General features: G+C 42.4%; 11 protein-coding genes. 8 read left to right on the top strand and 3 right to left on the bottom strand.

All coding sequences use genetic code 11. The features are described from left to right. Window positions 1–236 precede the first annotated feature (236 nt). Window positions 237–1,706, top strand: a complete 1,470-nt coding sequence (gene glmM / locus IQ244_RS15820) for a phosphoglucosamine mutase (RefSeq protein WP_193895672.1) — start codon at window positions 237–239, stop codon at window positions 1,704–1,706. A gap of 57 nt (window positions 1,707–1,763) precedes the next feature. Here the strand turns inward: glmM and IQ244_RS15825 are convergent, their stop codons facing one another. Continuing rightward, window positions 1,764–2,684: a manganese catalase family protein gene (locus tag IQ244_RS15825; protein ID WP_193895675.1), complete on the bottom strand. Its 921-nt coding sequence runs from the start codon at window positions 2,682–2,684 to the stop codon at window positions 1,764–1,766. Between the two features lie 385 nt (window positions 2,685–3,069). Continuing rightward, window positions 3,070–5,097, bottom strand: a complete 2,028-nt coding sequence (locus IQ244_RS15830) for an ABC1 kinase family protein (RefSeq protein ID WP_193895677.1) — start codon at window positions 5,095–5,097, stop codon at window positions 3,070–3,072. A 387-nt stretch (window positions 5,098–5,484) separates the two neighbouring features. Here IQ244_RS15830 and recN point away from each other — a divergent pair, with 387 nt between their 5' ends. The 4 genes from recN to IQ244_RS15850 all read left to right on the top strand — a co-directional run bounded on the left by recN (window position 5,485) and on the right by IQ244_RS15850 (window position 11,455). Further along, window positions 5,485–7,248 (top strand): DNA repair protein RecN, encoded by a 1,764-nt coding sequence (recN, locus tag IQ244_RS15835; RefSeq protein ID WP_193895679.1) that lies wholly within the window; start codon window positions 5,485–5,487, stop codon window positions 7,246–7,248. A gap of 427 nt (window positions 7,249–7,675) precedes the next feature. After that, window positions 7,676–8,167 (top strand): TerB family tellurite resistance protein, encoded by a 492-nt coding sequence (locus tag IQ244_RS15840; protein WP_193895681.1) that lies wholly within the window; start codon window positions 7,676–7,678, stop codon window positions 8,165–8,167. 240 nt (window positions 8,168–8,407) lie between these two features. Then, window positions 8,408–9,838, top strand: a complete 1,431-nt coding sequence (locus IQ244_RS15845) for a carotenoid oxygenase family protein (RefSeq protein WP_193895682.1) — start codon at window positions 8,408–8,410, stop codon at window positions 9,836–9,838. Between the two features lie 42 nt (window positions 9,839–9,880). Beyond that, the gene (locus tag IQ244_RS15850; RefSeq protein WP_193895684.1) at window positions 9,881–11,455 is read left to right on the top strand and encodes a mechanosensitive ion channel family protein; all 1,575 of its coding nucleotides are present in this window, start codon (window positions 9,881–9,883) and stop codon (window positions 11,453–11,455) included. A gap of 61 nt (window positions 11,456–11,516) precedes the next feature. Here the strand turns inward: IQ244_RS15850 and IQ244_RS15855 are convergent, their stop codons facing one another. Then, complete coding sequence (locus IQ244_RS15855; RefSeq protein WP_193895686.1) at window positions 11,517–13,088, bottom strand: metallophosphoesterase family protein; 1,572 nt, start codon at window positions 13,086–13,088, stop codon at window positions 11,517–11,519. A 491-nt stretch (window positions 13,089–13,579) separates the two neighbouring features. Here IQ244_RS15855 and IQ244_RS15860 point away from each other — a divergent pair, with 491 nt between their 5' ends. The 3 genes from IQ244_RS15860 to IQ244_RS15870 all read left to right on the top strand — a co-directional run bounded on the left by IQ244_RS15860 (window position 13,580) and on the right by IQ244_RS15870 (window position 20,127). Beyond that, on the top strand, window positions 13,580–14,497 hold the full coding sequence (locus tag IQ244_RS15860) for a DUF928 domain-containing protein (protein ID WP_193895688.1): 918 nt from the start codon (window positions 13,580–13,582) through the stop codon (window positions 14,495–14,497). Between the two features lie 384 nt (window positions 14,498–14,881). Beyond that, on the top strand, window positions 14,882–18,208 hold the full coding sequence (locus tag IQ244_RS15865) for an FHA domain-containing protein (RefSeq protein WP_193895690.1): 3,327 nt from the start codon (window positions 14,882–14,884) through the stop codon (window positions 18,206–18,208). Between the two features lie 170 nt (window positions 18,209–18,378). Continuing rightward, window positions 18,379–20,127, top strand: a complete 1,749-nt coding sequence (locus IQ244_RS15870; RefSeq protein ID WP_193895692.1) for an FAD-binding oxidoreductase — start codon at window positions 18,379–18,381, stop codon at window positions 20,125–20,127. Window positions 20,128–20,139: the final 12 nt, after the last annotated feature.

Here is a 20,139-nt window from a genome sequence, read left to right on the forward strand (position 1 = left end):
AAAATTTACAAACCTCAGAAAAATTTTAGAGATTTTTACTTAATCCAGTCTATTGGTAATAGATTCCTGCAAAGAAAAACGAGTATATAGTACAGATAAAAGTTCTGGGTGTTGAGTGCTGAGTAAAGAACTAACCTCTAAACTCTAGCCTCTATGTTCATGACGGCTACTTGAATTGGTTGAATTAAAGAGTAAAGTAATATTTTCTGGTGTTACGGTGTGGGGTATTTAATATTATGGTTTCATCAATAACTAGAACTCAAGGCAATATAAGAGGTCTTTCGGTTACAGAATCTCATAGTTGTGAAACAGGACTGGATGAGAATTTGGCATTTAGCTTGATATCATTACCATCAACGCCTCTGTTTGGTACAGATGGGATTCGGGGAAAGGTAGGAGAATTACTGAATGCGCCTTTAGCTTTACAAATAGGTTTTTGGACAGGTGTAGTTTTACGGAATCATGCAGGTGAAACACGACCAGTAATTCTAGGGCAAGATTCTCGTAATTCTAGCGATATGTTGGCAATGGCTTTGAGTGCTGGGCTAACAGCAGCTGGTATCGAAGTTTGGTATTTAGGGTTATGTCCTACACCTTGCGTTGCCTATCTTACCAGCATGAGTGAGGCGATCGGGGGGGTGATGATTTCTGCCAGTCATAATCCACCGGAAGACAACGGGATTAAAGTTTTTGGTGCGGATGGTGCGAAGTTACCACAAGCCTTACAAGCAGAAATTGAAGCCGGATTGCGTGGTAAGTTAGCAGTTACAGGTGGGATGGGTTGCGGTAGACATTATTCTCGTCCGCAATTAGTAGAAGATTACAGCCAAGCATTGAAACAACCCTTGCAGAATAACGGAAATCTGCAAGGAATGAAAATAGTTTTAGATTTGGCTTGGGGTGCAGCCGTTGGGTTAGCACCACAAGTATTGATGGAAATGGGCGCAGAAGTTATCTGCTTACATAATGCAGCTGATGGCGATCGCATTAACGTTGAGTGTGGTTCCACCCACCTGGATATTCTGCAAGCCGCAGTCAAAGAACATCACGCTGATGTCGGATTTGCCTTTGATGGTGATGCCGATCGCGTGTTAGCTGTAGATAATACAGGTAGACAAATCAATGGCGACTATATTCTTTACCTCTGGGGTCGCCAGCTGCAACAACAGCAACAACTACCAGATAACTTGATAGTTTCCACCGTTATGGCCAACTTAGGATTTGAACGGGCATGGCAACAACAAGGTGGTAAATTAATTCGTACCGCTGTCGGTGATCAATATGTGCAAGCCGAAATGCTGCGGACTGGAGGAATGCTAGGCGGCGAACAATCTGGGCATATTTTGTGTAGACATTATGGCTTTACTGGCGATGGCTTATTAACAGCTTTGCATATCGCCAACTTAGTTAAACAATCTGGTGTTTCTCTAAGCGAATTAGTTGACCAAAGCTTCCAGACTTATCCCCAATTATTGAAGAATGTACGAGTAGTAGATCGCGATCGCCGTTTGGGCTGGAAAGATTGTCAACCTGTTCAAGATGCGATCGCCTTAGCCGAAGCCGCAATGGGTGATACTGGGAGAATCTTAGTCCGCGCCTCCGGTACAGAACCAGTAATTAGAGTCATGGTTGAAGCCGCTGATGCCGAACTTACCCAACATTGGACAAATGAATTAGTTGCTAAAGTACAGCAACATTTAGCGTAAGAAATCATAGAAGTAGGTTGAGTTACGCTTTGCGTAACTCAACCTAGAAAAATTCCGCTAACGTTTGATCACTGTGGTATCAACTACAGAAACCCCACTAGCACCATTACCTTGTGTAGATTGAGTTTTGAGCGTACCGTGTAATATTACATCTGGCTGTGGTGGTTGTGGTTCTGGGCCTAGAGGTTGGGGATGAGCAACATAGTGGAATTCTCCTTTGCCATCCATTGAAGCACCTTTTGCCCAACGACCTTCAGAACTTTCCGTACCTTCTGAGTGATTCCAAAACTGATAGGCAAACTCGCGTTTCTCTAGTTCTAGAGGGAAAGAACTAGGTACTGGAGTAGTTTCGAGTCCAGAGGCTTCTAAATCTTCAATTGCTGCTAACCACAAATTTTGGTGCATGGTGTCACGAGCAATCATAAAACTCAAGGTATCTCTTACACCAGGGTCGTTTGACATTTCGTACAATCGTACCGCTTGCAAACGTCCTTGACTTTCGGCGTGGAGATTAGAACGGAAATCTGCCAAGAGATTGCCGCTAGAAACGATAAAACGACCATTCCAGGGATAGCCAACGCTATCAGATGGCGTAGCACCCAAACCAGAAACAATAGCGTGCTGGGGGTTCATCGCCGCGTTCATAATCACCTCGCGTGGATTGGTACCACCCATCACCGCACCCACTACAGCATCTTGTGCGCCTTCTTCTTGGACTTTAACTGGTGCTTTGTCTAGTAGGTGGGCAATCATCGTTGCTAACATTTCGATGTGACCAATTTCTTCCGTACCCACATCTAGTAACATATCTCTGTATTTTGCTGGGCCGCGACAGTTCCAACCCTGAAACAGATACTGCATCATCACAGTCATTTCACCAAAAGTGCCACCAATCAGTTCTTGAATCTTCATAGCGTAGACTGCATCAGGCTTTTCTGGGGGTTTGAAATACTGTAATTTTTTGGTGTGGTAAAACATTGCGTCTCCTAAAGTTTTTGTTACCTTTACCTACTAGGAAACTCAGTAAATCTTGTATCTACATCAGCCTGTGGTTTGATAAAAAAACCGGAGAAATTCCCAATAATTTAGCACTATAGATGAATACAAATTAACAGAGATACACTAGCTCGTTTGGCAACGAGAATATAATGCGTTACTACACAAAACAAGCGAAGTCTGCACTACTCGCAAGATCGGAAGAATAAAGTGATTAACTCACTTGGTGCGATACTAATTTAAATTAAAAAATTGAATCTACTGGCTATTCTGCACATTTTAAATAATTGTCAAGTGGGCAATATCACAAATAAAAAATCAGGACTTAATCGATTTTTCAGTATTGCCCACCTGACTTTAATCGCCATCAAGTAGTTGGCACAATAACTCCTTCTCTTTCTCTTGGCTTCCTAATTTGATCAATATCTTCTGCTGCTAATAACTCCCGAATTAGATGTGCTAAAGACTTCTGTAATAAACGCGTCCCAATTTGCTGACCCAAACGCTGCACACCAGGATTAACCAACAATTGGGCTAATTGAGGAGCTAATTGCATGGTGTCAAAACCACGGGTTTCTTGAAGTATTTGCAAAATTTGCTTGATATGTTCTAAGGTTTGTTGTTGTTCTACTGTTGCGGCTGGCGTTTCGTTGACTGCTGTTAAACCTACCCGTTCTCGTAGTAAATAGGTGAAGTTGTGCAGCACATTTTTACTTAAAGCATTAACTCCGTTGACGAATTCATCGACTAATCTGTCACGAATAAATGCACCACGTTCGGAAGAGAGAAAATCTAAACCTTGATTTAAGACTAAGTTCAAGTCGTAGTCTTCATTATTACGGGCGTTGCGTAACAAATTTTCTAAGCGATTCCAGCGGAATTTGCCTTCTTTAAACAGTAAATCTCGTAGTGATGTTCTTAATTGGGGCGCTGGGTCAGTTAGTAACCTTTTGGAAACGTAAGGGTAAGCTTCGCTGAGAACTTTGAAGTTAGGATCGATAAAGATTGCAATTCCTTCGAGTGTTACCAGAGAGCGAATAATTAAAGCGTAGTAAGGCGGAACGCGGAAGGGATATTCATACATCAACGCTGAGAGTTCATCGGTGATGCTTTTAATGTTGAGTTCCGCTACACTAGCGCCTTGGGCATCAGCAAATACTCTGGCAAATGCGGGGATAATTGGTGTAAGGTCTGTGTCTGGTGTTAAAAAGTCGAGTTTGACGTAATCTTGCGCTAAACCTTCAAAATCACGGTTAACTACGTGGACAATCGCCTCAATTAAACCATATCGTTGGGGCGGCTGAATCTCGCTCATCATCCCAAAGTCGAGATAAGCTAATTTCCCATCCGGTGTGGCTAATAAATTACCTGGGTGCGGGTCGGCGTGGAAAAATCCATGTTCTAATAGCTGTCGCAGAGAACACTGCACCCCTACTTCAATTAAATAACGTGCATCTATCCCTTGGGCGGTAATTTCGGCTGTCTGGGTTAATTTTGTCCCGTTAATCCATTCCATCGTCAATACGCGACGATGGGTATATTCCCAATAAATTTTCGGTACGTAGATATCTTTAATATGACCGTATAATTGGAAAAAGCGCTCGGCATTTTCACCTTCATGGATATAATCCATTTCTTCAAAAATGCGATCGCCTAATTCATCTAAAATTCCAACTAAATCACTCCGCACCCGCTTGAAATTTTGCTGTACCCAACCAGCGATGCGGCGCAAAATATATAAGTCAATCGTAATTTTTTCTCTTAAATCAGGTCGCTGCACTTTAACGGCAACTTCTTCACCTGTTTTGAGTTTACCTTTATAAACTTGTCCCAAGGAAGCCGCCGCAATTGGTTCAACTGAAAGTTCGGTATAAATTTCTTCTGGTGGTGCGCCTAGTTCTTCTTCAATAAACTGGTAAGCAATTTCATTCGGGAAGGGCGGTAACTGGTCTTGTAACTTAGTTAACTCTTCTAAATAAACAGGCGGGACTAAATCTGGCCTGGTAGATAATGCTTGACCTATTTTGATGTAAGCAGGCCCCAGTCGTGTCAACAATTCTCTGAGTTGCACAGAACGGCGACGGTCATTTTTAACAACTTTTCCCCGTTTACTGTCCCACCACACCCCAAAAGCAAAGGCTAAAGTTGGTTGCAATACCGTAGCAATTCGCTGCAAAACTTGTAGCGGTCTCTTTTGATAATGCGCCGCCACATCTAAAGGATTGTACTTTATGGCTTCGTACTCAGCGTTTTTGATTAACTGACTTGGGGAAGTGGACGACGGGCTACTCTTATACACAACCAAAGCTTGTGTACCATTGTCTGATACGACTTCAGTTTTATGCAGTTCGCCCTCAATCGTTTGGGAAGTTTGGGGAAGTGTCTTAACCATCATGAAGAAAGCTACCAGTCGAATGGAACTTGTTAAGTATTGTAACAATATGTTTAGCTATCAACATCCCTAATATTGGGGATCAGCTTAATTAGCATTTTCCGCACAAGAATGTTGTGGCTACTACTGCTTAAAATATTTATTTACACCAGGAGAGGCAATAGCTAGGTTTGCTACACTGAAGTGGACGTACTAGTTCCATTGTAAGTGCTGATTAGAAAGTGCTGAGGAGCCACTGCGTTGCGGAGGTTCCCTCCGTTGCAGCAAGTGGCGTTGCTGAGTCAGGACAATGAGTGCCTACGGCACTACTTACTTTAAGATTCTTTTGACTACTAGTAACATACTCAGCACTCAGCACTCAGCACTCAGCACTAAAAAGGGAGAAGCTTGATGCTGCTTAGTTTGCGAATTGAAAACTTTGCCCTGATTGACCAACTGGAACTAGAATTTGGCGTTGGGCTAAATGTCTTAACAGGTGAAACCGGCGCGGGAAAGTCGATTATCTTAGATGCGATTGATGCGGCTTTGGGTGGTAAAGTCTCTAGCCGAGTAATTCGGACTGGGACAAGCCGCGCAATGGTAGAAGCTACTTTTCAATCTCATCAGCCTTTAACCGCTTGGTTAACTGAGCAGGAAATAGATTTAATTGACGATAACTCAGTAATTATCAGTAGAGAAATTACAGCCACAGGTAGTAATATTCGCAGCCGATCGCGGGTGAATGGTGTGTTAGTAAATCGGCAACTCATGGTAGGATTGCGCGATCGCCTCGTAGAAATTACAGCCCAAGGTCAAACTGTCCAAGTAGGACAATCTGCCCAAGTCCGGGAATGGTTGGATGTATATGGTGGGGATGCTTTAATCAAACAACGTCAAGTCATTGCTACAGCTTATCATGCTTACCAACAAGCCCACCTCGCCTTAGAGAAACGCCGCACCTCCGAACGGGAACGCCTACAACAACTTGACTTGCTCACTTATCAAGTGCAAGAGTTAACAACCGCCAACCTCAGCGAACCGCAAGAATTAGAACAACTCACACAAGAACGGGAACGTTTAAATCACGTCGTTGATTTACAACAGATGAGTTACAAAGTTTATCAGGCTTTGTATCAAAACGACGGGGATACGCCAGCAGCCGCCGACTTATTGGGAGATAGCGAAGCCACCTTAAATGACATGGTGGAATATGATAGCCAACTGCAATCATTATTAGAACTGGTGAGAGATGCCCAAACCGCAGTTGTAGAAGTAGGACGACAGATTAACGCCTACGGGGACAGTTTAGAAGCCGATCCGCAACGATTAGAAGAAGTAGAAGAACGAATTCGAGAATTAAAGCAAATTTGCCGCAAGTACGGGCCGACACTCACAGAAGCGATCGCCTACTACCAACGCATCCAACAAGAATTAGCCGACCTCAACGATAGTGAACAATCGATTGAAAGCCTGGAACAGCAAGAAAAAACTTGTTTTGATAAACTCACCCAAGCTTGCCAAAAGTTAACTAAATTGCGCCGTCAAACGGCGAATAACTTAGAAACTCGGTTGATCGCCGAACTGAAACCACTGGCGATGGAAAAAGTACAATTCCAAGTTGAGATAGTCCCCATCGTCCCCACGGCGGCGGGTGCAGATAAAATCACCTTTGTGTTCAGTCCTAACCCTGGGGAACCATTGCAACCATTGACAGAAATCGCTTCCGGCGGAGAAATGAGCCGCTTTTTACTCGCGCTGAAAGCTTGTTTTTCCCAAGCAGACTCCGCCGAGACATTGGTATTTGATGAAATTGACGTTGGCGTATCTGGGAGAGTCGCCCAAGCGATCGCCGAAAAATTACACCAACTCGGTCAAAACCATCAAGTATTATGTGTCACACACCAACCTTTAGTAGCTGCGATGGCTGACCGTCATTTCCGGGTTGATAAGCAAACTATTACTCAAGGTAAAGGTAAAAAAACAAACAACGGCAGTACAGAACAGCGTACCGTTGTTCGAGTCACTTATTTAGACAATATCAATACTCGCCGGGAAGAACTAGCGCAATTAGCCGGGGGTAAATCTGCAATAGAAGCGATCGCATTTGCTGAGTCTTTGTTATTACAAGCCGCCAACCACCGTAGCCGCGAAAGCATCTCCTCAGAAGACTTATAAGTGATTTTACGGCTAGACTATACACCTAAAATTTTGACACTATAAACTTATTTCTAGTGGATTTATGATAACTGTAAGCTTGACTGCGATCGCTACGATAGTTTGGAATAAAGTCACCAAAATCATTTAAATTTGCAGTCAACTCTGTTACCCATCCCCTGCTGTATCTATTTACCGAAAGTAAATGCATCCTCTTGCACTCTTTCAAGATGTACTTTACTCAACCCAGAAATACTCAAATAAGCAATATACATATAAAAATCTAAATTACATTTAGTTTTATTATCAAGAATCTTCACTATCTTAACTGTCTTAACTGTCCTTGCATTCTTATTAGAAGTCGGAGACATTAAAAAATATCAAGTGAGTGTTACCTTTTCCCAGACTTTTCAAGTAACAACCACAACAAACCTCAAAAGGTAATGTTATGACTAATGTGGAAGAAATACTACCTGCTTCAGAATTTTTGAAAAAAAACTTAGGTATTTCCGAAGCTCCCTTTGAAGCATATGTTAATTACGGATATGCGCTACTCACTATTGCTGGAGCCGATGGAGAAGTTTCCGAAGCCGAACTTAATTGGTTAGAAAATCATCAACGATTGGCTGGTGCGCCAGAAGAAGTAATAGCAAAATACAAAACATTTGCCTACAAAAATGCTGATTTAGAAAGTATCCTGAGCAAGATTTCAGTTGATGTTTCTACTTGGTCTAAATCAAGGTCATTGTTGTATCATGCAATTCAAATGTCTCGTGCGGATAACAATTACTCAATGGAAGAGCAAAAGGCTGTAAAAAAAGCAGCTAAACTGCTAAAAGTTGAAGATGATATTGCGCTTGCTATTAATAGATTAATCGAAACAGAAGAAGCTGTAACTGCACTACGTAAAGCGCTATTACAAACTGAAGTTTTAGCTTAATCAAAAAGATTTGGTTCTTTTATATAGTTTGGTTTTTCCAGTTGTTGTACTTACAGTTATTGAGAATAGTTCAAGATATCTGTATTACTTAATAACTTTGAGATTACACCTATAATCCAGGTTTCGGGCTATTTTTCACAAAAGGATTTGTCAGCCCGAAACTATTTTCATATATGGATGTAAACCAGCCTTTATATGACGTAATATTCATTAAGTTCTGGTTCTCTCGCTAAATTTAATATGCCTACCATCAGTCAAAAATCAACAACAAAAGCTTGGTCTAGTGCGATCGCTCAACCGGCAACAGAATTTCCGCTGACCCAATTGCCCGTTATCTCTGGTAAAATCCCCAATGGCTTACGCGGGACACTCTACCGTAATGGACCCGCGCGGCTAGAACGTGGTAAAAAGGTTATGGGACATTGGTTTGATGGAGATGGAGCCATTCTCGCTGTTCATTTTACCGATGCAGGAGCCAGCGCCGTTTATCGTTACGTACAAACCTCTGGTTATCAAGAAGAAACCGCAGCCGCTAAACTGCTTTATGGTAACTATGGTATGACTGCACCAGGAGCCTTTTGGAATCAATGGCTCAAACCAGTGAAAAACACTGCCAATACTTCGGTGTTAGCCCTTCCTGATAAACTTTTAGCGCTGTGGGAAGGTGGTAAACCCTACGCCTTAGATTTGCAAACTTTAGAAACCCACGGCGAAGATGATTTAGGAGGGTTAAATCAAGGATTCAGCTATTCTGCACACTATAAGCGTGACAAACAAACCGGGGAAATTTTTAACTTTGGTGTCACTCCCGGATTAAATGCCAAACTAAATCTTTACAAGAGCGATTTCACTGGGAAAATTATTCAAAAAGCAACATACTCTCTTGATGGAATCCCAATATTGCATGATTTTGTGTTATCAGGGCAATATCTTGTGTTTTGCATTCCGCCAGTGCGGCTGAATATTTTGCCTGTACTGCTAGGAACAAGCTATAGTGATGCACTAGAGTGGCAACCTCAACTAGGAACTCAAATTTTAGTTTTTGATCGTCAGACATTATCTCTGGTGAGTCGTAGTGAAACCGAACCGTGGTATCAATGGCATTTTGCCAACGGTTATTTAGATGCTAGTGGTTCAGTGATTGTAGATATTGCTCAATACAAAGACTTTCAAACCAACCAATATCTGAAGGAAGTATCTACAGGTAAAACTCACACTGCTGCTAAAAGTACACTCACAAGAATACATCTTCAGCCTCAAACGGGCAAAGTTACAACCATTGAGCAGGTGCTAGACAGACATTGCGAGTTCCCCAATGTACCACAGCAAAGTGTCGGGCAATTCTCTCGATATACATATTTTGCCTCATACCAACAAGGCACAGATATTAGCCAAGAACTATTAAATGCGATCGCCCGCTTTGATCACCACACTGAAATTCTGACCGAAGCGAAACTACCAGAAAATCTCTATCCTTCAGAACCACTACCTGCTCAAGATACCCAAAACCCTGAGCAAAGTTGGGTAATGACAGTTGTCTACGATGGTAATTCTCATACTAGTGAAGTTTGGATTTTTGATAGCGATCGCTTGGACGAAGAACCTGTGTGCAAACTTAGATTACCAAGTGTTATTCCGCCTAGTTTCCACGGCACTTGGAATCCAGCTTAACGAAGTCAGAACAAAGAACAGCGAACAATTGATATTTAAGAGATGAATATACTAATTATCCTGGGTGAAATCATATTTTTAATCGTCATTTTCTCGCTGTTTAACTGGCTAATTGGCATCATCTTCAAGCAAGTGGCTAAAGTTTCTTGGATGCAAGGAAAAACTGAAAATATAATTTTCTTGCGCCGGAGTATGAGCAGAATTTTCATCCTGATTGCTGTGGTGCTATGTCTAGCATTAGTTAGTGTCAATGGAATAATAATTTATCGCGGTGGAAACGTTCAAGAATTTCAACTTAATCTGATTCGCAGCCTTCCCACTCAATTTTGGGTTAATTTATTTACTGCCAGTTTAAAAACCATCACTTTGCTATTGCTAGTTAAATTTACCGTACCACCTTTAAGCCGAGGGATAGACTGGATTTGCGACTACGCCAAGAAAGTTGATCAAATCAAAGCTAATGATGAGAGCGTTGAGGCTTTTTTCCAAACGTTAAAAAGAATTATTATTCATAGTATCTGGATATATTCTGCTATTTTATGTGCTAATTTCTTGTACCTATCGGCAGTTGTTACTAAATATCTTTTTATTGCGTTAAAAATTTATCTCACTATCTCAGTTGGTTTACTCATTGTCAAAGCAGTTGCTACTATTGTTGATACTCTGGATGCCCTCAGTTTAAAGTTTTCTAATTCTAACAATTTACTGCGTTTATATGAACGTTTACGCCACTTAATTCCTTTATTCAAAAAATGTTTGGAATATGTTCTCTATGTAGGTATAGTTAATCTTGTTCTTCCAGAAATAGAACCAATTGCTTGGATAAGTGCTTATACTCCTAGAATTGTGCAGATTATTGGAGTTTTCTTTATTAGCAACGTTTTAATAGAAGTCACTTACTTTATTCTGGATGAGTTCTATTTAAGAACTACAGATAGTAACGATTCACAACGGCAGAAACGGCTAACACTCATTCCCTTAATTCGGAGTTTTGCCAAATATTTTATCTATTTTACTGGCGGAGTAACTATACTCAAACTGATTGGTATTGACCCTGCACCTATCTTAGCAGGTGCAGGAATTGTGGGTATAGCAGTTGGGCTGGGGGCGCAAAACCTAATTAATGATGTTGTTTGTGGATTTTTGATTTTATTTGAAAACTATTACTTGGTAGGAGACTATGTTGAAGCGGGGAAAATGGAAGAGAGAAATGTAGAAGGAATTGTTGAAGCCATTGAACTGCGAACCACTCATGTCCGCCATCCTGATGGTCAATTGCAAATTATTCGTAATGGAGATATAGGTTCAATTATCAACTTTTCCAAGCAATATATATATGCCAGGGTAGAAGTTAGTGTTTCTTACAACTCTAATTTAGATCATGTATATAGAGTGGTTGAAAAAGTAGGACAGCAGTTAAAATTGGATGAACAAGATGTGATAGAACCTACACGAGTAGCGGGAATAGAACATTTTGGTGAGAGTAATCTATTACTGCTGACGCTGACAAAAGTTAAGCCAGGAAAGCACCTACATATTCAGCGCATTTTGCGTAAAATATTGATGGATAATTTTAATCGGGAAGAAATTGAAATCTGTGGTTTTAATAAGAATTGATATGAGCTAATAGGTTTGATGAAGCTGCTCTGCGATCGCATGATTCTAGAAAAATCGTACTTCATACTTTATATGATTCCATTTCATACTGATGCCATTGTTGATCAATGCGTTCAGCTATTAAAGGTCGGACAATAAATTTAAGTGGATAACCATCTTGGACATCAACTCGCACGCAGGAATAAGGTAAGCGTGTTTGAGAAGCGTAACCATGTCTACCGACATAAAGTAGGGAATCTGCGACTTTGCGAATCGGACTACCGGGAAGTTCGGTAAAAGCCTCTAACAATTCTGTTCCTTCTCTACGCTGAGGGCGGGGACGGCGGCCACTACCACCAGAGATAATACAAGGGATATGAGAATCAGCGTATCCTGTATCAGCTATGCGGAGATATTCTAAACAGTGGGCGTGGCCGTTGAAGATTAAATCAACTATGGGACGGCCTTCTGTAAGGGAACCAAGATTTTCTTTGACTTGTTCTAATACCCACCGCAAACGGTGACGTACTGCTAAAGTTTGCGCTTGACTCCATTTTGTGGCTTCGGTGACGTAGGGGGGATGGTGAAAAAACAGAATCCGCCCGCGGACTTCTGAGGTATGCCAAGATTCAATGAGTTTGTCGCGCAACCATTCTAGTTGTTCAAAGTCAATTGTTAGCGATTGGTGGGATGATAATTGTTTTTCAATGTCGAGTTTGATTTCGTTAATTTGGTCTAATTTGGCACTGAGGTCGTCGAGTTGTTCCGCATCGGTTGGGTTGTCAGGATTGAGGCGATCGCTCATTGCCAAAATCTGCTCTTCTTCTCTATCTATTTCCTGGCGGCGCTTTTGTAATTCCCGACGGTAATGATCTCCGGCTTGAGTTGTCGGTAAAGGCGATGGCATATTAAAAGTATTAGAATCAAGCGCGAAAAAATCTATACCACTATACCGAAATGTGTAATAACGATTGGGTACACGAGTAAACTCTCCGGGAACGTAACGCAAACAACGACCAGCGTCAGTTTTTCCGGTGTAGTGTTGGTCTAAATGATGCTGCAACTCTTCTTGGGAGTGAATACCTGCTAGATAATCGAGAAAAGCTCTGGCATAAGCATCGCCTTGATTTGAACCATGCCAACCAATTTCAAAATCTTTGTACCGCAGCATTCGTCGCAGCCGCAATGTACTACCAGTAATTAAACGATACATCAACGGCACATCATAATAATCATGATTGCCTAAGACTGGTAAAAACGGTAAGTTAAAAGTCATGCGATCGTAAGCAATGTTTCTTGGGTTCTCGCCACCCATTAAAAACTCGCGGTAAGGTTCAATAAAGTTGGCTGGGTAATATTCATGGGAACCCACAACATAAATCACATCGCCAGTGTGTAGCACAAAACGGCAATCATCTTTATGCGCCAGCATTAATTCAGCTACTTCCCGTTGCGGGTGGTGTCCGTAATGAGATTTTGTCCCACTATCCCCAATCACCAAAAACGAAAATTCGGGATGCTCATCTTTGCCATCGTCAATCACCATACTGGTTTGATCGATGCCGTACTGTGCCATACTGGGATGTTTCCAGCGTACCCGCTCCTTCATTTTTTGAATTTTTACAGGAATTGGTGGTTCAGAAATCAATCTCATACTTTAACAATGCTTTCCTACCGCATCCCAATTGTAGCGAGTTGTTTTAGTAATTAATCAGTGGAGGATTCACACCCGCCACTCATACAGAACACAATTGTGCGTTTTGTTTTGATAAATATCTTACTTATTTGTTACTAATCTTGAACATAAAAATATGTACAAGCAAGTTGTAACTGGATTATAGTAGTTTTACGGAAGAACCAACACCACAAATCGCTAAGTAACATTAACACCTAAAAACTGTAGTTTATTACTGATGAGATAGTTTATTTGTAGTCTTTCGCAGCAGGGAGATACTTAATTAACTTAATTCAATCAACTCCATAGTTTCACAGATAACACAGAAAATTGTCACGAAGACTAGATAAAATTTTGCATAGATCTGCGAAATACAACCTATCTATGTTGTATGAACATACAGTAAAGCCCAAGTGAAGGGATTGGCTATGAAACCGTTTTTCCTGATAAGATGCGTCTGTGTAACCTTAGTGCTTGGCTCTCTCTTACCTGTTAGTTCAGATAAAGTAGCAGCCGTGCCTTCCGACTTAGCTCAATATCACTCGAACTACAACCAATATATGCAGTGGGGTTATAATGCTACCCGCCAGCGTAATTACTCAGCTGCTTTAAATTATTTTAAACAAGCACTTCAAGCAAGGCCTGGCGATCGCTACGCTACCACAGCGGTGAATAATATCCAAATTTATGTATCACGCGATCGCCGCAATGGCAACAAGCGTCAAACCTACGTTACCTATATTCCCACAAACTTGGGCAAACCAGCGCGGCAAGTGCAGGGGGGAACCCGTGGCGGGCAACGTCTTAGCGAAACTGGGGCTGTTTGCATTCCCGGTAAAAAACGCTTAATGGCGCTGACACCAACCTTTGATCCAATGCAAAGAACTACCGCCGCGAATCCCTCTTTCTTATTTTATGTACCGCAAACATCTGCACCAGTAATGGAACTGGTTTTGTCAGATGATCAAGACAATATTGTGTATCAAAAGACCTTGCAAACACCAACTAAAGCTGGTATCGTCAGCCTGAACTTGCCCGAAAATTCAAATGCGCCAAGTTTAAAAGTTGGTCAAACTTATCGCTGGGACTTTTCGATAATTTGCGATCGCAGCGATCGGCAGCTAGACTATACCGTTTCTGGCTCCATTGCACGTATTGCCCCAGATGCTGAATTGACGACTCAATTAGAGAAAGTCAAACCAGAAGAACAAGCAGCCATTTATGCCTTATCTGGATTTTGGGAAGATTCTTTAGCAATTCTGAGTGAATTGCGTAAATCTAGCCCTAACAATCTCACCATTAAAAATGATTGGGAAGATTTATTACGCTCTGGAGGCTTAGAAGAAATTACTCAAGAACCTCTTGTGCCTTGCTGCACCATCCAGTAGTCCTCTACTTGTCAAAATTACCTTATCACCAATAAGCAGAAACTTTACCGTGGTGAAACAATGATTAAGAAAAACTTTTAATTTCCTGCACGCAAAACCTTATAACATCATACGTACGTATAACAGGAGTATTAATAGTAAACATAACTTCACCAATCACAACACCCATCAATTTGTATAATCACTAGACTTCACATAAAAATACAAGCAATCAAATATCAAGTTGTTTGTACAGCTAAATTTCCTTGGATCTCAGACAAACCATTTATCTGTTAACTAACAAGGCAGTAGTAGCTGATAGTTTTTCTATGAACTTTTACTCAGTCTAGGGAATTTTATCCACTAATACATACTAGAACTCTAACTTTATAGCAACTGCAAACAATGATTAGTCAAGTCTCAGAAAAAAAGATGCACATTGTCAGGTGGCTGCTTGCTATCGGCTGGCTGACATTAATTTTTTCTTTATTTTATGATCCACTTTCGGCATGGTTAACTGACCCAAGTAATACAGCAAGTCCTTTCCATCTCCATCCAGAGAGATATCTTGACCCAGATGATTGCGTAGCCGTTCAGGGTGTATGTTTACCAGAGCAACCCTATCCTATGGGAGCGCGGATTTTTTGGGCGATGGTATTGCCCATTGGGATCATGGTTTTGCTGTTATTTGGGCATGAATTTTGGCGGCGGATTTGCCCGTTGTATTTCTTCTCCCAAATTCCCCGCGCCTTAGGGATTCAGCGCAAACGCAAAGTCGTTAACCCAGATACAGGCAACATTCGGTACGAATTAGCTGGGGTAGAAAAGGAATCGTGGTTAGGGCGCAATTACCTATACCTGCAAATGTTCCTTTTCTATTTGGGATTGAACATCCGCATTTTATTTGTGAACAGCGATCGCACAGCAATGGCTGCATTCTTGTTGTTCACCATCGCTTCTTCCATTGGCGTAGGCTTTCTCTTCAAAGGGAGAAGTTGGTGTCAATACTTCTGCCCAATGGCTCCCGTGCAGATGTTTTACACAGGCCCCAGAGGATTGTTAGGCAGTGATGCTCACCTCAAACCACCCCAAAGCATCACTCAATCCATGTGTCGCAGTGTCGATACTAGTGGTAACGAAAAAAGTGCTTGCGTTAGTTGTCAATCTCCTTGTATTGACATTGACTCAGAACGCTCCTACTGGGAAGGAATTACCAGACCAGACCAAAAACTAGTGTTTTACACCTATTTTGGGCTGATGTTTGGTTTCTACTTCTTCTATTACGTGTACGCTGGGAACTGGGACTACTACTACTCCGGAGCTTGGACACATGAAGAAGGGCAGTTAAGTACCCTATTCAATCCCGGTTTTTATTTCTTTGGACAAGCGATACCCATTCCCAAAATCATCGCAGCTCCTATTACCATCGCCGTGTGTGCTGGTCTGAGTTACTTGATTTGTTCCAGCTTAGAAAAAGTTTATCGCGCCTTCCTCAAACGCAAAGGCAGAAATATTAGTGACGAAGATATTATGCACACTTGCTTTGTCTTGTGTACATTTATCTCTTTTAACGTCTTCTTCTCCTTCGGTGGTCGTCCCAACATTAGTTTGTTTCCCACTTGGGGGGTTTTGGTACTTAATGCCTTTGTCGTATTGGTCAGTAGTTTATGGCTACATAGAAGTTTAGCGCGGAGCAAAGAAAATTATTCCCGTGAGAGTTTGGCTAGTAGTTTGCGTCGTCAGTTGAACAAACTAGCAGTAGATTGGAGCAAATTCCTCGAAGGGCGATCACTCCAAGATCTACTACCCAACGAAGTCTATGTTCTGGCTAAAGTCCTACCCGGTTTTAGCCGTGCTGACAGACTGCGCGTCTATAAAGGCGTATTGCAAGAATCTCTCCAAGAAGGTAACGTTCAATCTGCCGACAGCTTAGAAGTTCTCAAAGATGTCCGCAAAGAACTGAACATCAGCGATGAAGAACACTACTCCGTACTCGCAGAACTAGGTGTCGAAGACCCCGCCCTACTCGATCCTCAAAGACAACTCAGCCGCGAAAACCAACTGCGGATTGATAGCTATCGCCGCGCCCTCGAATTAGTCATCCAAGAACTAGTAGAAACAGGCACTCCCTTATCAGATGCCTTCGAGCGCAAACAAAAGCAAATTATGAGCTTGCGGCAAGAATATGCCATCACATCTGCCGAACAAGAACAAGTCTTGGCAGAAATGTTTAACCAAGATGGCGCATTACTAAGGACAGCAGAGAATTTATTGTCTCAGTTACAAGACTTAGCTGTTCGCTATCAAGCACTACAAAACTTAGTTCCCAACCCCCACGCCCCGGTTTACGTCCTACTACGACAAGCAGTCCAAGAAAAACAAAAACTGATTGTCACCCAATTACTCAGCATCCTAGAAATTTTAGGAGATACCCCAGAAGCCCTCGACATTGCTCGTTCCATAGGTGTACTAGCAGCCAATATCCTCGGAGATATTCTGCGGTCAAATGAAGAGCAGTCGAAATGGATATCTCGGCTCAGTATGAGAGTCATTGCCTCCTTACGCCAAGCCAAAGACCTCGTAACTCAGTCAGTTGGCATAGCCACAGACATAAATCCTGGGCTGGCTGATACGCGAATCGACGCGCCCAATTCCCTACAGAACTCTGCGCCACCCACAAACTCTACTTGGAGTTCAATTGTCGCGCCCACCCAAATCCCAGAACCAGCACTCCGTTCTGATGTGATTATTGATGTCTTAATGCAAATGTTGCAAGATATCGATCCCTTAGTCCAAGCCGCCAGTCTTTATGCGCTACATCAGAGCGATCCTAGCCTTGGTTTCCAACAAGCTCGTCAGTTGTTAGATACAAAGTCCACTAAAGATCAACTGGTGATTGAAACCGCCGAACGCATTCTCGGTCAAGGACAAACCCACGCTAAAAGTACCGTACCGACCATGATTGCTCAAATCAAAATCATGGGACGTGTGGAAAGACGAGTCTTTCAACAATCCACAGTTCTCGTCGGACGGGAAGTTGGCAACGACATCATCATTTCCGATAACCGCGTTTCGCGTCAGCACGCCATCTTCTACATAGATGAAAAAGGCGTAAGCGTCAAAGATTTAGGTAGTAGTAACGGTCTGCGGATTGGTAAAACACAAATCCTTGATCAGCAAGCACAACTCAAACAGGGTGATGTTGTCCGCTTCAGCAGTGGCGACGATATCGTGATTCTGGTGCAGTGGGAAATGCAAGCCCAACAAGGAGATACCCTGGCGGAAGCTTTAGGAACCTTAGAAAAGTTGTTATGGCTGTATAAGAGCAGCTTCTTCTCAGGACTCAAAGCAAACGTCTTAATTGATTTGGCGAAAAATAGCCATATTCGGGTTTATCGTCCAGAAGAGGAAATTTGCCGGATGGGTACAGTGGCTCATGACCTAATCGTTTTAATTGATGGTGAGGCCAGAGTCAGCCAAAGCATGGGTAATCAAGATATGTCAGTGGTCTTACCGGGACAAACTATTGGTGAATTGGAAGTATTAAACCATACCAATTATGCAGCGACCATAGTAGCATCTGGTACCCGAACTAAGACATTAAGAATCAATGCCGAGAATTTTGAGGCAGTGCTGGCCCAAGACACATTACTAGCCAGAAATATCTTGGAGCTTTTGAGTAATCGTTTGCAAGCAAGTTTGGGACAAGCTTGTTCCATAACGCAACTCTAGCCCTTTAACTGGGATGGTACTGCCATCCCAGTTAAACCGATCAGCGCCAGTTTTTTGGCACTCCTCATTACCTCCGTTGAGTTTAGGTAATGATTACAACATAAAATGTAAACAATTTCCCTGATTTTGGCAGTAGAAACACATAGGAATTGACATATTAGGTAATTAATATGCTTAAACTCAGAATCATTGACCCACAGCAGCCCAACGAACTCAAAGAACTAGACCTCAACTTAGACACCATGCTCAATCACGAGTGTCTAATTGGTCGCTATCCCAACTGTAATGTGGTTTTAGATAGTGCCGAAGTCAGTCGGATGCACGGCAAAATTTCTCTCAAAAATGGTAATTATTATTACACTGATTTGGCAAGTCGTGCTGGTTCGCGGTTAAATGCCGAGCAGATCCAAATCAATCAGGATTATCCCCTGAAAATGGGAGATATGATGCAGATTGGGCGGTTCTTTTTGATGGTGGTTGGCGTAATATCCAGCAGTGAGCCGACCATGATTGATCTGAATATAAACGTTACTAACGTGATTACGCCCAGCAACGGTCAGGCTGTACAACAAGAAATAGCGATCGCCCCTGTCGCCCCACCGCCAATTCCTGAACCACAAATAATTTCAGCCGCCGTTGCCAAAGCTCCCCAAGAGTATATGCCACTAGCGACGGTAGATCACAGCCAAATTGAACGTTGGTTGAAAGGAGATTTAACCGTCAAATGTATCCAGATCATTGATGAAACCAATGATGTCAAAACCTTTCGCTTCGTGGCAGACCCACCAATGCTCTTCACCTATAAACCAGGTCAGTTTGTCACCCTCGATCTAGAAATCAATGGCGAACAGGTGTTGCGTTCCTACTCCATCTCATCCACACCCTCCCGTCCCCATACCTTAGAAATTACCGTTAAACGCGTCCCGGCACCAACAGATGCTGGCTCAGATGTTCCACGCGGGTTAGTTTCCAACTGGTTGCACGACAACCTCAAGGTTGGTAGCACACTCAAACTCAATGGCCCAACAGGTAAATTTACCTGCTTTGCAAATCCTTCACCAAAACTGTTGCTGATCTCCGCTGGTAGTGGGATCACACCGATGATGTCCATGTCCCGCTGGTTGTATGACACCGCCTCTAACGTTGATGTCGTGTTTTTCCACTGCGCCCGTAGTCCTAGAGATATCATTTATCGGCAGGAACTAGATTGGATGGCAGCGAATCATCCCAGTTTTAATTTGGCAATTAGCATTACCCGTCGTGAACCCGGTCAAAGTTGGATGAGTTTCACCGGGAGACTTGATCCGGCAATGTTAAAACTAATTGCACCAGATTATAAAGAACGCACAGTCTATGTATGTGGGCCGAACCCATTTATGGAATCGGTCAATGACTTGCTCGAAAGCATCGACTTCCCGATGCAAAACTACTACGAAGAAAGCTTTGGCCCACCTCGGAAAAAAGCGAAAAAAGCCCCAGCGCCTGCTGTTCAGGTAGAAGTTGCTCCTACTCCTGTGGGTAATTTAGGACTGCGCCAGATGTTGGGCAAAATCTCCACAGAAACAGCACCAGTTCAAGATGCCGTAGCGCGTGTGGCGACAACCCCATTAGCAGCTCCAACTCCCATCTCTCCCGCACCAGCATCTTCTAGTCAAACACTATTAGTTTTCTCGAAATCAAGCAAAGAAGTACCTTGTGATGGCGAAGAAAGCATCCTAGATATGGCTGACCAAAGCGGAGTGAAAATCCGCAGTAGTTGCCGTTCTGGGGTTTGTGGTACTTGCAAAAAACGTAAGTTAGAAGGAACTGTCAAAATGGAAGGCTATGATTCAGAAGCCTTAGAAGAAAGTGAAATTAAAGAAGGCTATATCTTAACTTGTGTGGCTTATCCTGTCGGTAGAGTCGTGATTGATGCTTAGTTACACAATCCA

The organism is Nostoc sp. LEGE 06077 (genome assembly GCF_015207705.1).
Taxonomy (GTDB): domain Bacteria; phylum Cyanobacteriota; class Cyanobacteriia; order Cyanobacteriales; family Nostocaceae; genus Nostoc_B.

Bases quoted from the DNA above. Each gene is read 5' to 3' on its own strand.
- IQ244_RS15840 (WP_193895681.1), top strand. From the start codon at position 7,676: ATGACTAATGTGGAAGAAATACTACCTGCTTCAGAATTTTTGAAAAAA.
- IQ244_RS15825 (WP_193895675.1), bottom strand. From the start codon at position 2,684: ATGTTTTACCACACCAAAAAATTACAGTATTTCAAACCCCCAGAAAAG.
- IQ244_RS15870 (WP_193895692.1), top strand. From the start codon at position 18,379: ATGCTTAAACTCAGAATCATTGACCCACAGCAGCCCAACGAACTCAAA.
- IQ244_RS15855 (WP_193895686.1), bottom strand. From the start codon at position 13,088: ATGAGATTGATTTCTGAACCACCAATTCCTGTAAAAATTCAAAAAATG.
- IQ244_RS15845 (WP_193895682.1), top strand. From the start codon at position 8,408: ATGCCTACCATCAGTCAAAAATCAACAACAAAAGCTTGGTCTAGTGCG.
- IQ244_RS15865 (WP_193895690.1), top strand. From the start codon at position 14,882: ATGATTAGTCAAGTCTCAGAAAAAAAGATGCACATTGTCAGGTGGCTG.
- recN (WP_193895679.1), top strand. From the start codon at position 5,485: ATGCTGCTTAGTTTGCGAATTGAAAACTTTGCCCTGATTGACCAACTG.
- glmM (WP_193895672.1), top strand. From the start codon at position 237: ATGGTTTCATCAATAACTAGAACTCAAGGCAATATAAGAGGTCTTTCG.
- IQ244_RS15850 (WP_193895684.1), top strand. From the start codon at position 9,881: ATGAATATACTAATTATCCTGGGTGAAATCATATTTTTAATCGTCATT.
- IQ244_RS15830 (WP_193895677.1), bottom strand. From the start codon at position 5,097: ATGATGGTTAAGACACTTCCCCAAACTTCCCAAACGATTGAGGGCGAA.